The 14,043-nt window shown below is 62.1% G+C and carries 18 protein-coding genes and 3 tRNA genes; 9 read left to right on the top strand and 12 right to left on the bottom strand.

Annotated elements, in window-relative coordinates:
• From pgsA to GAK28_RS10875, 4 genes are all read left to right on the top strand, one after another.
• The gene (pgsA, locus tag GAK28_RS10860) at positions 1-609 is read left to right on the top strand and encodes a CDP-diacylglycerol--glycerol-3-phosphate 3-phosphatidyltransferase (RefSeq protein WP_291778480.1); all 609 of its coding nucleotides are present in this window, start codon (positions 1-3) and stop codon (positions 607-609) included.
• 38 nt (positions 610-647) lie between these two features.
• Positions 648-723: transfer RNA gene (locus tag GAK28_RS10865), tRNA-Gly, on the top strand.
• Positions 724-800: 77 nt separating this feature from the next.
• Positions 801-874, top strand: a tRNA-Cys gene (locus GAK28_RS10870).
• Between the two features lie 49 nt (positions 875-923).
• A tRNA-Leu gene (locus GAK28_RS10875) sits at positions 924-1,010 on the top strand.
• Positions 1,011-1,581: 571 nt separating this feature from the next.
• Here GAK28_RS10875 and GAK28_RS10880 read toward each other — a convergent pair.
• From GAK28_RS10880 to GAK28_RS10895, 4 genes are all read right to left on the bottom strand, one after another.
• Entirely contained in the window at positions 1,582-2,661 is a 1,080-nt protein-coding gene (locus tag GAK28_RS10880; protein ID WP_291778483.1) for a hypothetical protein, read from the bottom strand.
• Between the two features lie 437 nt (positions 2,662-3,098).
• Entirely contained in the window at positions 3,099-3,338 is a 240-nt protein-coding gene (locus GAK28_RS10885; RefSeq protein WP_291778486.1) for a hypothetical protein, read from the bottom strand.
• Positions 3,339-3,344: 6 nt separating this feature from the next.
• A complete protein-coding gene (locus GAK28_RS10890; protein ID WP_291778736.1) occupies positions 3,345-3,590 on the bottom strand; it encodes a hypothetical protein in 246 nt (81 codons plus the stop codon).
• A 174-nt stretch (positions 3,591-3,764) separates the two neighbouring features.
• Positions 3,765-4,805, bottom strand: coding sequence for an aldehyde reductase (locus GAK28_RS10895; RefSeq protein WP_291778489.1), 1,041 nt, complete (start codon positions 4,803-4,805; stop codon positions 3,765-3,767).
• Positions 4,806-5,016: 211 nt separating this feature from the next.
• Between GAK28_RS10895 and GAK28_RS10900 the strand changes: the two genes are divergently transcribed.
• The gene (locus tag GAK28_RS10900; protein ID WP_291778491.1) at positions 5,017-5,838 is read left to right on the top strand and encodes an AraC family transcriptional regulator; all 822 of its coding nucleotides are present in this window, start codon (positions 5,017-5,019) and stop codon (positions 5,836-5,838) included.
• A gap of 10 nt (positions 5,839-5,848) precedes the next feature.
• On the opposite strand, the gene GAK28_RS10905 is transcribed toward GAK28_RS10900, so the two are convergent.
• Positions 5,849-6,250 (bottom strand): helix-turn-helix domain-containing protein, encoded by a 402-nt coding sequence (locus GAK28_RS10905; RefSeq protein WP_291778494.1) that lies wholly within the window; start codon positions 6,248-6,250, stop codon positions 5,849-5,851.
• 61 nt (positions 6,251-6,311) lie between these two features.
• Here GAK28_RS10905 and GAK28_RS10910 point away from each other — a divergent pair, with 61 nt between their 5' ends.
• The gene (locus GAK28_RS10910; protein ID WP_291778497.1) at positions 6,312-6,947 is read left to right on the top strand and encodes a cation transporter; all 636 of its coding nucleotides are present in this window, start codon (positions 6,312-6,314) and stop codon (positions 6,945-6,947) included.
• Here the strand turns inward: GAK28_RS10910 and GAK28_RS10915 are convergent.
• Entirely contained in the window at positions 6,944-7,276 is a 333-nt protein-coding gene (locus GAK28_RS10915; RefSeq protein WP_291778500.1) for a YnfA family protein, read from the bottom strand. The genes GAK28_RS10910 and GAK28_RS10915 overlap by 4 nt on opposite strands.
• A gap of 156 nt (positions 7,277-7,432) precedes the next feature.
• Here GAK28_RS10915 and GAK28_RS10920 point away from each other — a divergent pair, with 156 nt between their 5' ends.
• On the top strand, positions 7,433-7,870 hold the full coding sequence (locus tag GAK28_RS10920; RefSeq protein ID WP_291778503.1) for a hypothetical protein: 438 nt from the start codon (positions 7,433-7,435) through the stop codon (positions 7,868-7,870).
• A 581-nt stretch (positions 7,871-8,451) separates the two neighbouring features.
• Here the strand turns inward: GAK28_RS10920 and GAK28_RS10925 are convergent.
• The 4 genes from GAK28_RS10925 to GAK28_RS10940 are packed head-to-tail and all read right to left on the bottom strand — an operon-like array spanning position 8,452 to position 10,530.
• The gene (locus tag GAK28_RS10925; protein WP_291778507.1) at positions 8,452-8,769 is read right to left on the bottom strand and encodes a hypothetical protein; all 318 of its coding nucleotides are present in this window, start codon (positions 8,767-8,769) and stop codon (positions 8,452-8,454) included.
• A 48-nt stretch (positions 8,770-8,817) separates the two neighbouring features.
• The gene (locus GAK28_RS10930; protein WP_291778510.1) at positions 8,818-9,153 is read right to left on the bottom strand and encodes a hypothetical protein; all 336 of its coding nucleotides are present in this window, start codon (positions 9,151-9,153) and stop codon (positions 8,818-8,820) included.
• A gap of 37 nt (positions 9,154-9,190) precedes the next feature.
• Positions 9,191-9,523, bottom strand: a complete 333-nt coding sequence (locus GAK28_RS10935) for a hypothetical protein (RefSeq protein ID WP_291778513.1) — start codon at positions 9,521-9,523, stop codon at positions 9,191-9,193.
• Between the two features lie 44 nt (positions 9,524-9,567).
• On the bottom strand, positions 9,568-10,530 hold the full coding sequence (locus tag GAK28_RS10940; protein ID WP_291778515.1) for a hypothetical protein: 963 nt from the start codon (positions 10,528-10,530) through the stop codon (positions 9,568-9,570).
• 486 nt (positions 10,531-11,016) lie between these two features.
• Here GAK28_RS10940 and GAK28_RS10945 point away from each other — a divergent pair, with 486 nt between their 5' ends.
• Together GAK28_RS10945 and GAK28_RS10950 are read left to right on the top strand one after the other, a co-directional pair.
• The gene (locus GAK28_RS10945; RefSeq protein WP_291778518.1) at positions 11,017-11,208 is read left to right on the top strand and encodes a hypothetical protein; all 192 of its coding nucleotides are present in this window, start codon (positions 11,017-11,019) and stop codon (positions 11,206-11,208) included.
• 28 nt (positions 11,209-11,236) lie between these two features.
• Positions 11,237-12,214 carry a hypothetical protein gene (locus tag GAK28_RS10950; protein WP_291778530.1) on the top strand — a complete coding sequence of 326 codons (978 nt, stop codon included), beginning with the start codon at positions 11,237-11,239 and terminating at the stop codon, positions 12,212-12,214.
• Between the two features lie 70 nt (positions 12,215-12,284).
• Here GAK28_RS10950 and GAK28_RS10955 read toward each other — a convergent pair whose 3' ends face one another.
• Together GAK28_RS10955 and GAK28_RS10960 are read right to left on the bottom strand one after the other, a co-directional pair.
• Positions 12,285-13,298, bottom strand: a complete 1,014-nt coding sequence (locus GAK28_RS10955) for a hypothetical protein (protein WP_291778533.1) — start codon at positions 13,296-13,298, stop codon at positions 12,285-12,287.
• Between the two features lie 41 nt (positions 13,299-13,339).
• Positions 13,340-13,669, bottom strand: a complete 330-nt coding sequence (locus tag GAK28_RS10960; protein ID WP_291778535.1) for a hypothetical protein — start codon at positions 13,667-13,669, stop codon at positions 13,340-13,342.
• Positions 13,670-14,043: the final 374 nt, after the last annotated feature.

The following is a 14,043-nucleotide window of genomic DNA, read 5'->3' on the forward strand; positions in this document are numbered from 1 at the left end:
ATGCGTATCAACCTGCCTACCTGGCTGACCCTATTCCGCGTGCTGCTCCTGCCCGTGATGGTGGTTGTCTTCTACCTGCCGTTCCGCGGCTCGAACCTGGCCGCCGCGCTGGTGTTCGTCCTGGCCGGTCTCACGGACTGGCTCGACGGCTACCTGGCCCGGCGCCTGGACATGACCTCGGCCTTCGGCGCCTTCCTCGATCCGGTGGCCGACAAGCTCATGGTTGCCGTCACCCTGTTCCTGCTGGTGCAGTCCCATCCGGGCGGCTGGCAGGGCATCCTGCTGGCCGTGACCGCCTCCGTGATCGTGGGCCGTGAGATCAGCGTCTCGGCCCTGCGTGAGTGGATGGCCGAGATCGGCGCGCGCTCCAAGGTGAAGGTGGCCTTCCTGGGCAAGCTGAAGACCGCGATGCAGATGGTGGCCCTGGTCGTCCTGCTGCTCCAGCACGACGCCGAGACGCTGCGCCTGTACCACATCGGCGAAGCCCTGCTGGTCGTGGCGGGCATCCTCACCATCTGGTCGGGCGTGGACTACCTGCGCGCCGCATGGCCCGCATTGCGCGATCACGACGTGAAAAAAGCCGAAAAAAATCCGGTGCAAAGTAGTTGACACATTGTCGATCTCATCTAGAATAGCTGGACCACGACGCGGGAATAGCTCAGTTGGTAGAGCACGACCTTGCCAAGGTCGGGGTCGCGAGTTCGAGTCTCGTTTCCCGCTCCAGATTTCCACAAAGCCTCGGAAAAACCGGGGTTTTGTTTTTTAAGCGCTATCGGATACTCTCCGCGTGCGCAAGCGATGGCCGGGTGGCAGAGTGGTCATGCAGCGGACTGCAAATCCGCGTACGCCGGTTCGATTCCGACCTCGGCCTCCATCGCATTCCAAGGCGCACACGCAACAGCGGTGCGCCTTTTTTCTTTTCAGCCCGGATGGCGAAATCGGTAGACGCAAGGGACTTAAAATCCCTCATCCGCAAGGGTATGTGGGTTCGAGTCCCACTCCGGGCACCATCTAGCCGTTTCACGGCATCCCAGTATCTCCTCACTGGCGACCTGGAGACCCGAAATACGCCCTCTTTCTAGCTGTTTCCTCGTCTAGTTGGCGTAGTGTCGACGGTCTTCTGGGAGTGAATCTGGGCGAGATCGAGGGTGGTCTCCTAGGATCGAGACCAGGGTGGGGTGTCGCTGACGCCATAGGGGCCGCGAACAGCCGGGCCATCACCAAGACATTACGGCGGCGGCCGCCAGGGCCACGGCCAAAGCCATCCAGCGGTGGCAGGGGAGGCCGGTTAGGCACAAGTCCTATGGATTGCTGGACTGGTGACTGATGCACTCCAGTCTCGCAAACTTAGATAGGCTCGACGACGTTGCTGAGGTAGAAGCGCCTCTCCTGGAAGAGGTAAATCGTAAATTCAGTACAGAGATTAAGGACATTGCGAGCTGCACTAGCGGCTTAAGTTGGCGACGCTATGTGCCTGAAGCACGTTGGCGTTGGCCAAAAGAAATCCCCGCTCGCAATGTGCGGGGATTTGCTTAGCCTCGAAGCATAGGCCGGTGGAACACTCGGCAGCCTATCTACTTCTCATGGCTGCTGTCCCAGCCGCCACTGAAGATAGGCGTACTCCGCTGTTCCGCCGTTCTGATCGGGTTCAAATGTCAGCGACTCCGCGTACTCATTCCATTGACTGATAATTACCGGGTAGTTGTTCGACGCGGCCGGCGATATGTTCAGCCACTTCAGGCGAAGCGGCTCTGGAATCCCCGTCGTGTAGGCCGCATTGCTGCCCCATCGGTCAATGAAATGCCAAAGGTAATGGCTTTTCCAGGAAGCTTTCAGACCATCCTGGACGCTGCCGGTGGTGTCTTCCGTGCTGGCCGAACGGTAGATGTTGCTGGCCGAGTTCGCCTGTCCCGCACTCATGCCGGAAAAATTATCAATCCACAGAATGTCGGTGCGCGACTTCATATAGGCGATAATCGCGGAGGCCTGGGCGTTGTCGGCGGGAAGGTTGGTATTAGACGGAAGCCCCTCCGTGAGAATGACCACGCGTCCGTCAGAGGCATGAAGGCTCGTTGCATTGACCGTCGACATGTACCAGTCAACGTATTGCTTCAGCCGCGCGACGGCTACCGAGGCCCTGTTCGGATCGTCGTTCGTCGGAAATGCCGCGCTACCCTTGATGTGATCGTAAACGTTGATCGAGATCAGTGGCGCGACCTGGATGCCCTTCATCCACGCGGCCCAGGCAACGTTGGCGAACATCGCGCGCGGCGTGGACCAGGTGCCCCCGGCCGAACACGACTGGTCATTGGTCCAGAAGCTTCCGTAGCATGCCCCGTAACCGCTGGCGGCGGCTTCTTCGTCAGGCATGATCAGCACCGCAATGGCGGTGTCCTGATTCATGGCTTTGATCTGGGCCATCTGATTCAGGAATACGTCGTTGCTCTTGCTCAGATAGCCAACCCGGCCACCTGGATTTCCCGCCCCGGCTTGCGGCCAAGACGGATTTGAGCCGCAGGTTGGCGTGACCTGCTGGAGACAGGCCGGTGAAGTGGCAAGGCCTGACCACCCGCCGGCCTGAAAGATCATGATGTTCTTGATCAATCGGCCATACGATGGATTCGATGTCCCTTCGCCCGTTGAGTTAAGCATGTTGGTCATTCGCGAACCACTATCCGCGAATGCCGTAGGCATGCCAGTAAGGGATGCAACACAAAATGCGATCGACGCTAATCCATACCTATAGGAACGTTTCATTACATGTCCTTCCGTTGGCGAGCCGAGAGCGACCTTACCGAATTATCCGGCACATCATCCTAGCATGCGGTTCCCGCTTGACCTCGCCACGTCGAATGCCTGCGCGCCCTCCGGACGACCCTTGAATATCCTCGTCATGAGCTTGCTGTTGGGCTTGATCATGGGGAAGACGCCCGCTGCGAATAGGGCCGTCGTCGCTATGGGTGCTCGTATTGAAAGCAAGCGGTACGCTGCCTCGGGGGCAAGCCCCCTTTCTTGAAGAGCCGGATCGCTTCAATCGCGATCTGCTCGATTTCATCCGCGCCTCGGTAACGCGCTAGCCGCCCGCCACCATTCGATCGTCAGTCGACCCATGCGCTCGCATCGATCAGCAATTCCGCCTTATGCGACTGACACCACGCATGCAGGTCCTCGTGAAGGACGGGCCATAAATCCTTGGCCCAGTCCGGCGCCTTTTCGGCCCAGGCCGCCTCGGTGGGTAAGTGCGCCATAAGAACGCCCATGGTCAGCGTCAGCACGAAGGAGCCACCGGGCGCGGTGCAGACCAGTTCTTCTTTCCATCGGGATTGAAAAGTAAACATGAGGCCTCAGTAAACGGGCGCGCTGCCGTCGAGGAAGATATCGGCGCCAGAGGTGAGGCACCATTCCGTCAGCTCCTCGTGGAGCACGGGCCAAAGCGACTTGGCCCAGTCGGGGGCCTTGCCGACCCAGATCGCTTCCGTCGGCAGGTGCGCCGTGAGGATGCCCATGTCCAGCGTCAACACGAACGAACCGCCGGGGGCCGTGCAGACCAGTTCTTCCTTCCATCGAGGGTGGAACGTGAACACGAGCATTCCTTGTGCACATATCGTCATGGGTGAGGATAGGTCGGTGGTGTGTTCCATGCCAGCGCTCCCGTCCCAAGAAGAGTAAGCGATGCGGCGTCAGCTATCGAAGTCGACGCTGGTTGTCACCGCCGAAGAGCGATGTACACATGCCCCGAGCTGTGCATAACATCGCAGTCAGGCTCACGCTGAACGATGGTCGAGCAGCCCCAGCGCCACCAGGCTTTTCGCCGTCGCCACGACGGCGTCTTCCGACGAGCGTGGCCTCCAGCCCAGCAGGCGCGTCGCTTTCTCACCGGATGCATCGAGGTTCACGCCCAACAGGGGGACGACGCCCTTCAGTGTCGTGTTGCGTCGTGCCAGCAGGCGCACCAGCCAATTGGGCAGCTCACGTGTAGACACCTTGCCGGCATGGGCGCCCAGGCGGTCACGCAGTACACGTGCGATATCCGTCATCCACAGGCTTCGACCCGCGGTGGCGAGAAAGCGCTGCCCCCGGGCGGCGGGATGGGTCATCGCGCGCAGGTGCAGATCGGCCACATCGCGGACGTCCACGAGTCCCGTATGGATATTCAGGCAGCCCGGTTGGCCGTTGAGCATGCCGGCGATCGTGCGGATCGAATGCGAGTAGTCCGCGCCGAGTGCCGGTCCCAGCACCATGGTGGGATTCACGGCGGACAGTTCGAGTCCATGGCCTTCCCGGGCGATGAAATCCCAGGCGGCCTTTTCCGAAAGGGTCTTGGATGTCTGGTAGGGCGCGACGTTGCCCGACAGGTCGCTCCAGTCCGTTTCGTCGAACGGACGGCGATGGTCCCGTGCGTGCCCGACGCCGATCGCGCCGAACGCTGACGTCAGCACCACACGCGTGACGCCTGCATCCCGCGCGGCCCGAAGAACGCGCAGGTTGCCGTCGATGGCGGGCCTGATCCAGTCCTCTTCCCGTACCTGGCTGCCCGATGGCGTAGGGGAGGCGCCGTGCATCACGTAGCGGCAGCCCGCGACGGCCTCGAACCAGCCTTCGTCCGACCCCAGGTCGGCCACGACGAACGACAGGCGGTCGCCCGGTTCGATGCCGCCCACCTTGAGGTGTTCTCGTACTTCCGCCTCGCGAGCCAGCGAGCGGACCGTGGTCCGCACGCGATAACCGGCGTTGAAGAGGGCAATCATGCAATGTTGCGCGATGAAACCGGTGCCACCGGTGACCAAAACCAATTCGTCGCTCATGGGGATCTCGTCGTCGGTCCATGGACCGTAAAAGGAAGGCAAGGCTCAGGCGTCAAAGCTTAGCGAGGCACCTCCGGACGTTTAATACGTGATCGTGCGCTTTACTTTCGCGATCGTACGGATGGCATCGCAGCGGGAGCGCAAGATCGGGACCGCATCTGCCCGGTCTGCTGGCTATGCTCTGCCTCACATACCCGAGGAGCGCTGACGCATGAATGCCTGGATTCCCCGTATGGAGCGCGCGCTGGCGCTGCTCGCCTCGCGGCTCGACGAGCCGCCGCACCTGGATGAACTGGCGTCGGCGGCGGCCGTCTCGCCCTTCCATTTCCATCGGATCTGGCGGGCGATGACGGGGGAGACGACAGGGCAGACCATCGCCCGGCTGCGCATCGCCGTCGCCCAGCAGCGGTTGGCCGAAGGGGCGTCGGTGACCACTGCCGCCATGGATAGCGGCTTCGGCACACCACAGAGTTTCGCGCGCTCGTTCCGCAAGGTGACCGGCCTGTCGCCCACCGAGTTCCTGTCGCAGGGAGGCGAGCGGATCGCAGTAGCGGCGAAACCCGATGCGTCCGTTCGGATCGAGCTGCGCGAGGATGGCCAGCTCGTCGCCCTGCGCCAGGACGGCGGCGCCTACCACGGACTCAACGCGCTGTTCTGGCAGCTATGGAACTGGGCCGACGGTGCCGGCAAGCTGGACGGCCTGCAAGGCATCTACGGCATCCCGTTCGACGATCCGGTCAGCGTGGACGAAAGCCGGCTTCGCTACGAGGCCTGCCTTGCCCTGGCCGATCCGGGAACACCGCCGGCACCGTTTAAGGTAGTCACGCTGGCGGCGGGCGACTATGCGGTGCTCAGGCACCTGGGTAGCTACGACGGGTTGGAAGATACCAGCCAGCGGCTTGTCGACTGGGTGCTTGCCTCGTCTCGCGAGCCGGCGGATTTCCCGTTGTTCCACTATTTCCTCGACGATCCTGAGCAGGTGCCGGCGCATGAACTGCGCACGGATGTGCTGATGCGCCTCGCGGCGGCTTAGGTATCGGGTGTCATGCCGGGAGCGATGTGCCGTGAAGTCGTCGCGAAACGGTGCATTCGCCCACCGTGGTGCGGGCGCAGTTCGCCAGCGATGCACGAAGCGTATCGGCCATGGCCGCGAGTTCGCGCTGCTTGCGTTCGATGTCGGCGAGATGGTGGCGCACTACCACGTCCACCTCGTCGCAGGAGCGCGTATCGTCGGCGGTCAAGGCGAGAAGGCTGCGGATGTCCTCGATGGTGAAGCCCAGTCCGCGACAGCGCATGATGAAACCGAGTCGTTCGGCGTCCGGCTCGCCGTACATGCGATAGCGGCTGGCCGTGCGGGCGGGTTCGGCGAGCAGGCCGATCCGCTCGTAGTAGCGGATGGTTTCCAGGTGGCATCCGGTTCGTTCGGCGAGCTGGCTGATGCGCACGGTGCTTGACTCCGTAGTAGCTACGGAGTCGATTCTAGGCGCTTTCCGGAAGGACCGCGCCATGGGTTGTTGCGATCACGACAGTTGCGAGGCTCGGGCGATCGCCGATACCGCCCGGCACCGTCGGGTGCTGTGGATCGTGTTGGTCATCAACCTCGCGATCTTCGGTGCCGAGTTCGGATTCGGCTGGCTGGCCCGATCCAGCGCTGTGCAGGGCGATTCGCTGGACAGCCTCGGCGACGCGCTGGTCTACGCGATCAGCCTGCTGGTTGTTGGCAAATCGCTGCGGGCCCGTGCAGGCTCGGCGATGGTGAAGGGTGTCGTGCAGGTGGTGTTCGCCGGCCTGGTCATGGCGCAAGTGGCGCATCGCCTGCTGGTCGAGGCACCGCCGATCACCGGGATCATGGCCTGGGCGGCGGCCGGTGCGCTGGTCGGCAACGCGGCTTGCCTGGCCTTGCTCACCCCGTTCAGGGCGGACGACATCAACATGCGTTCCGTCTGGCAATGCTCGCGGAACGATGTCATCGGCAACGCTGGCGTGCTGGTCACCACGGCGCTGATCGCGCTGACCGGCTGGTGGTGGCTGGATCTGGTGTTCGGTGGCAGCCTGGCGTTGCTCTTTCTGCGCACAGGCTGGAACGTATGCCACGCCGCATGGCCGTTACTTCGGCAGCGGCAAGCGACCACGGCGATCTAGTGTGCGGGCTGCAACACAATGATCGCCATGCCCGCGAGGGCGACACCTGCGCCGACCATGTCCCAAGTGGTCAGCCGCACGCCTTCGACCAGCGCCAGCCACGCCAGCGCCACGGCGATATAAATGCCGCCATAGGCCGCATAGGTGCGACCGGCGGCGGCCGGGTGCAGGGTGAGTAGCCAGGCGAAGGCGGCCAGCGACAGAGCGGCGGGAAGTAGAAGCCAGGGTGATCGATCCTGCTTCAGCACCAGCCAGGGCAGGTAACAGCCGAGGATCTCGGCAACCGCCGTGAGGACGAACAGCGCGACGCGCCAGGAGAATTCGAGCATGGGGCTTCGATGGGTAGGCAGGAGACAGCCCATTGTAGGAGCGCGCTTGCGCGCGATGGGAGGTTGCCGCCAGGCCCCATCGCGCGCAAGCGCGCTCCTACAGAAGCCGGGGTGGCGATCCAGCGCCTGGGGTGGCGCGACGCCCGGACTCATGGCATGGTCCGTGAAATCCTGATCGGAACCGGGCATGGGGTATCCATCATGTTGAAGATCGTCGCCCTTGTCGGGCTGCTTGCCGTGGGCAGCGTCATGGCGCACGACGCCGGGGCGGATGTCGAATACTTGCTGACATCGTCCGCGGCGGATTTCCACGCGCACCCGTCGCCGGCATCGCTGGATTTTCGCGACGTGAAGCTCGCCCACATCACCGCGCCGAACGGCAATAGCCAGGCGATGATCTGTGGCGAATTCCTCGCTCAGGAGGAGGGCGCCGAACCCGTGTGGCAGGCGTTCCTCACCATCCGCACGAGCAAGTACGAACAATGGCTGGGCGCACAGGCACAAGCGCTGTGCAACGACCGCAAACGGGTGGACTACGACGGCGGCCCGGATCTGTCGAATGACCTCAAGTCGCGAGTGATGGCATTGCGTTAGTAGCGCGCGATATCGACGCCATTATTTTCAGGCTCGCCGGCAACACGTCGGTGAAGTTCTGCTAGCGTTCGTTTCGTCATCCACACATGGATGACGTCCACCGCGCGATGCGGTGGAAGCGCGGCCCGACGGTGCCTAGGAACACCGGTCGGGCCACTGACCATAATCACTTGCTAGAGGAGTCATCATGGCTGTCCCGCATTCTACGGCACCACCTCGCCCGCCGTTTCCCGATGGCGGCATGCTCGATGTTCGTCGGATCGCCTGGGACGTCCCCAGGCACGGTTGATGAACCGCGGCCCGGATGTCCTCCGGATTCGATGCCCAGCCCCCGTGTGGCTGCAAACACATGGCGTGGTGAGGCCGTCCGACGCCGCCATCCACTTCACGACCTCTCGTCCGGTATCCGCATTCGGATAGCCGTCGAGCCCCCTCGTGCCCGTAGCATGCGTCAATGCGTTACCTGCGGTACGCCATGTTCCTATGGCGTACCGCACCTGGACTGGCACGAAGGCGCGGTGTTCCCTTACCGGGATAGATTCCTTATCCCATGAAACGAGCGCCCTACGCGTCGGCGGGAATCACTCGATCTCGACCTTTGTCGCCGTACAGAACGTATCCGAGCCCATCTCGTAGCTGATGACCGATACCTTCGAACCGTCCGCTTTGGCGGACAACAATGTCGCCAGCATGGCCTTGGGCATGGGCTGGCTCATGTCGCCAAGGAAGACGATACCAAAGATGCAGGGCTGGGAAAGACCTTCATTGAACCTGACGTAGGCGCTCGTCGTGGTTTGGGCGCCAATGGCGGCAATCGTCCTATGGGTGTCGTCTGTCGCCATGGCTTGCGTAGATATCGTCGTGGCAAGGAGGCAGAAGACGGAGAGGTAGCGCTTCATGGCGTTGGGGTCCTGGATAGATGTTGGTGCGATGGGCTTTAGACGCGTTCAGAGGCCAATGGTGTCGACATCCTCACTATTGACCCAGCGGGTGCAGGCGCCGCTGCCCTGGACGGTGATGGGCATGTCGTTCGTGCGTGCTGCGATCAGGAGCGCCATCTGCTTCTTCGCCAGTTCGGAGTTCTCTTCCTTGATGATCCAGAGATTGTTGGCGGCGCAGGGCGCACGATTGTCGATGGAAGTGTCGAGAAGGAAGAACAACAGGCCATCGTTCTGGCGGGCGTAGATCGTGACGATCTTGCCCGTCTGGGAACCCGCTTGTGCGGTGCCGGTCATGAGAAGGGCGGCGGCGAGGCCGAGGGTGCAAGCTAAGCGTTTTTTCATGGGTAGGGTCCTTTGACAAGGGAAAGGGGGAGAAGGATCAGGGCGTGATGGTGACCGAATGGGGCGACTCGGAATTCGCCCACCACGACGGGTAACTGTTGCTGCTGTAGATAAAGACCGGCTTGTCTGTGGACACCGCGGTGAGCAGCGTGGCGTACATGGTTTTTCCATCCGCCGTGGAGGCGTCGATCACGAACGCGCCGTCCGGACTGCAGGGGGCTTTTGTCGCGTGATCGGCGACCGAAAAAACGACAACGCTCCCGTAGGCGGTCAGCTTCGTGATGAGGCCGCTGCCGTCACCGGCCATGGCGGCGGACGAAAGGGTGCAAAGCGTTGCGAGCGCGATCAGTCGGGTGGACGGGTTCTTCATGGATCGATACCTGGATAGGGAAATAATGGGCGTTTCCACGGATCTCATAGTTCGAGTAGCAGGTTGATCGCGCTGGACGTGCTGTGCGTCAGGCCGCAATACCGCTTGTCGCCTGTGCTCGCATTGCATTGCTGGTCCTTGATCGCGTGGCCGATACGGGTGTAGGTGGCTCGAAGGTCCGGAATGTCACGAACGCCGCGGCAGTTGGCGTTGCCTCCTTTTCCGGAGAACCAGGCGAACGGGGCGAGCCAGACGACGTCCGGGTCGGTGTTGATGCTTTGTTCGTACCGGGCGGTGTTCTCGACCTTGACGGCAGCGCATCCCGACATCGCGCCCGGGACGATGATGTACTTCTTGCCCGGCGTGCGGCTTTTCAGGTCCGCCATTTTCTTCTGCCAAGTGGAGTCCGAGTCGCCGTAGTGGTCGTAGCCCACCCAGTCGAGAAGTTTCATGCCCTTGTCGAACTGATTGAAATCCGGAGTCAGGATCGAAGCGATCGGTAGTGCCGCCGTGTTCGGATCTTGCCGTACGGCATTCACGCCGTTGACGAAGATCGGATTCGCAGCACCATTGACGTCCGAGAGGCATGCGTCGCCATTGGGTTCGTCGACGATGTAGACCGCGACCACCGTGCTGCGAACCGGATCCCCGGGGATGAGGTAGCCCTTGTCTACCATCGCCTTGGAAAGGCTTGCCCAGGACGCGGCGGCGGTGGTGTCCATCTGCCAGCATGAGTTGTCGGCCACGCCGCCTTTTTGGAATACGAACGGATGCGCGGGAACAATGGCGTGGATATGTGCCGCCTTGGCTCTTGCCAATTCGTCGAGCACATATTGCTGGGAGCCGGCCTTGCCTGCCGGACTCGTGTCCGCGCTCCAGAACAGGATGGAATACAGGTTGATGTGATCCTGCATTTCGGGAAGGCTGGGATGAGAGGGAGCGACGACGGGGTCCGTCTCGTAATCGCCGCCAAAGTAGCCGAAATACTTGGTGGCGGACTGGGCCATGGCGGTCGCTGGAACGGCGAGCGCCGCGGCGAGGAGAAGTTGCCTGATCATGGGGTTTCCTGAGAAATCAACGGGCGCGCGATGGCCGATGACGGTCCCAAGAGGGGCTCCGTCACTCGGTCGGATGGGGTCACATCACATGGGGAGCGGACTCAGGTCGTTCCGGGAGGAGGTCTGGCGTCTGGCGAGGCGATGCGGGTATCGATTCGCGGAAGCGCGGGCCCCGACAAACCCCGGCCTCGAAGAGGCGAGTGGATGACATGATGGCTTTACCCCTGGGTGCATGGGCTGGCGTAGGCAGCCAGCGGAGCGATCATGTGGGACAGTTCTTGGCACGTATGTCAGTGGTTTGCGGATATCTGTGTAGGGGAATCCCTACAACCACCTGACGGGAGGCATGTGCCCGGGGAACCGTAGGGCGGCGCGGCTCTATACTTGGCTGGCGATATATCTCAAGATGGCGCATCTCACTGCCCAGGACAGGCTATGCGGATTCTCATCGGACTTCTCGTGCTCGGCCTCGCTGGCTGCGCCACCCCGATACACAACTACGCGGACGATCGCCCGCCCATCGGTGTGCAGCAACCCAAGCCCTTGTGTTCGTCTTCCGGTGGTAACGGCGCGGCTTGCGCGACGGCCGTACTGGAAAATGCGGCCATCCGTCAGGCGACGAAGTAAGTTCACCACCGCTCCGGGGGGAGTGCGCATGAAACTGGGCAAGCTGGCGTGGGCGCTGTCGCTCGCGGTGTGTGGCGTGGCATCGGCGGGTACAGTGATGCCGACGCGATATGGTGCAGGCCATTTCTTCCTGACGCCAACGCTGGCCAGCGGCGAGCATCTGGATATGGTCGTGGATACCGGTGGCGGTGGTTCAGGGCTCGTCATCTGGGAGACAGAAGCCAGGCGCTTGGGTTTGAAAGCGGCGACATGCCCCGGTTTTGATGGCGGCATGGTCGAGCCACCCGTGTTCGCCAAGGACAGTGTGCTTCCCTCGGTGGCGCGTGGTTGCGGCAAGTTCGGCGTGTCGCCTGGTGGCGTGATGACGCCGATGACCGGGGGACAGGTCAGCGGCTGGTATCTCTCCGCGCATACCTGGACCTTCGACTATCCCGCGCATCGCCTCGTCCTGGAAGCCTCGGACTGGAAACCCGACGCTGCCGCCGAGGCGCTTCCGATCGGTCTCGTGATGAACGCCAAGGGCGAAATAGGCATCCCTTATCCGCGCATCACGCTGGATGTCGCGGGAGAGCGCATCGACCTGCTGCTGGACACGGGCGCCACGGCGCATCCGTCGCCGGCCGGTGGCAAAGCGATGGGCACGGAAGTGGATGAGCATGGCTTCGCCGGTGGCAGCTACATCATCACCCGCGTGATGGATCGCTGGCACAAGGCGCATCCGGACTGGCCGCTGGTCGACGGCGCCGACGACCTGGGCGGTGCTGGCAAGGCCACCCGAGCTATTCGCGTGCCCTATGTGCAGGTGGGGCGGTGGCGCACGGGGCCGGTGTGGTTCACCGAGCGCCCGGACAAGAACTTCCTCGACAAGGGCATGTCGTCGATCATGGACGAGACGGTCTACGGTGCGGCCGGCGGCAACATCTACGCGCCGTTCCGCATGACGGTGGACTACGCCCATCGCAAGGTATGGTTCACCCGTGTCGGCGAGGATACCCCGGGATCTTGATCCGGGCGTGCGTAGTTCGGTCCACGGGAAGGATGCTTTCCCGTGGACCGCCGCATGTTATGGCCCGTCGTCAGTCGAGAAGGGTTTCGATAGCCGCACCTGCGCCAAACACCTTGCCGCAAAATGCCTTGTCTCCAAAAGAGGCGTTGCACTGCATGCCTTTGATCTTGTTGCCTTCCGCCGTATAGGTTGCCCGCACGGAGGGGATGTCGCGCACGCCCTTGCATGTAGCAACGCCACCCGCGCCAGAGAACCACGTGAAGGGTGCGATCCAGGTCACGTCGGGGTCGTTCTCGATAGCGTTGAAGAACCGGGCGGCATTGTCCACCGTGACGCCATTGCATCCTTCCATGGCGCCAGGCACCACGATGTACTTCTTGCCCGGCGCGACGGATTTCAGCGTATTCATCGCCTTCTGCCACTTGGAGTCGCTGTAGCCGTAGTGATCGAATCCCACCCAGTCCAGAAGCTGGATACCCTGGCGCATGTTCTTCTGGAAATTGTCCGTCATGATCGATGCGATTGGCAGCGTTGCGGTCTGCGGTGCCTGCTTAATGGCATTGACCGCGTTGACCCAGGCCGGATTGGCCTGCCCGTCGACATCCGCCAGGCAGTTCTCGTCTGCATTCGGTTCGTCGACGATGTAGGTGGCTACGACCACGCTATGTACTGGGTCGCCAGGTATCAGGTAGCCTCGGTCGACCATCTTCTGCGCCAGGCTGGACCAGGCACGTGCGGCATCGGTGTCGGTGATGTTGCAATGGGTGCCAGGTTTTCTCTGGAACACGAACGGAAAGGCCGGCACGATGGCGTGGACATGAGCAAGCCGGGCGGCTTCAAGCTGTTCCAGCACATGCTGTTCGGATACCTGTTTTCCTTCGGGTGTTCCCGTGCCCGTCCAGTTCAGGATGGAATAGAGATTGATGTGGTCCTTCATTTCCGGGAAGGCGAGCCCGCCCGGATTGGCGGCGGCGTCGCTGCTGTAATCGCCTCCGTAGTAACCGAAATACTTCTCGGTGGCGCCTGCCTGCAGCGCACTTAGCGAAAACATCAGGGCGATAACCCCCTGCAATGCTGGTTTCATGGGCGTCCCTTCTTTGTCATGGGGTGTCTGTCGCCACCGGGTCAATGGGTGAGGGTGACGCTCATGAGTTTCGGCCGGGCGCCCTGGCATTCCGTGGTGCTCACCACGAGGACGACGGGCGTATCCGTGGCGAACGCGGTCAGCGCCGCGGCATAGAAGGTCTTGTAGCCAGGATTGGAAATATCGCTGGCGTAGATGTCCGTTGCCTGGCAACCCGCGGGGTTGTAGGCCGGTGCGCCCATGTTGAGCGAGAACGAATCCGAGGCCCATCCGGTGACGATCTGGGTGATCCGTGCCGGCGGTGTCTGGTACTGGGCGAAAGAGGCGGTTGAAACGAGTGCGAGAACGGTACCGACGATCAGCTTTTTCATGCGATATGTCCTTATCTGGCGGATGCATCGCTAGGAAGCGATGCTGTGACGGGCAAGCCAGGGGCATGCGACGACGTCCCGACACGGAAGATGGCGCAGCGATCTGCGTCGACGGGTGTCGGTGGTGTCCTGTGCATTCGATGGTCCCCTGGTGGCATGCCTCCGGCGGAGGCAGGGCGATTCTTTTTCCTTCGGGCCGCAATGTATGTAGGCGCCGGCTGATACCTATGTAGGTATCGGCCTGCTCCATAAGGGGTTCGGCAACGACTTCATGGACGGCCAGCACGGCTCCACGTACGATCTTCACGGTCGTTAGTCGGGTCGGGGCATAACCTCGTCCTTCGTTTCGGCCTACAAGGGCTTTCGTAGAGGAT

The sequence above is a fragment of the Luteibacter sp. genome (assembly GCF_009912395.1).
In the GTDB taxonomy this organism is placed as follows: Bacteria; Pseudomonadota; Gammaproteobacteria; order Xanthomonadales; family Rhodanobacteraceae; genus Luteibacter.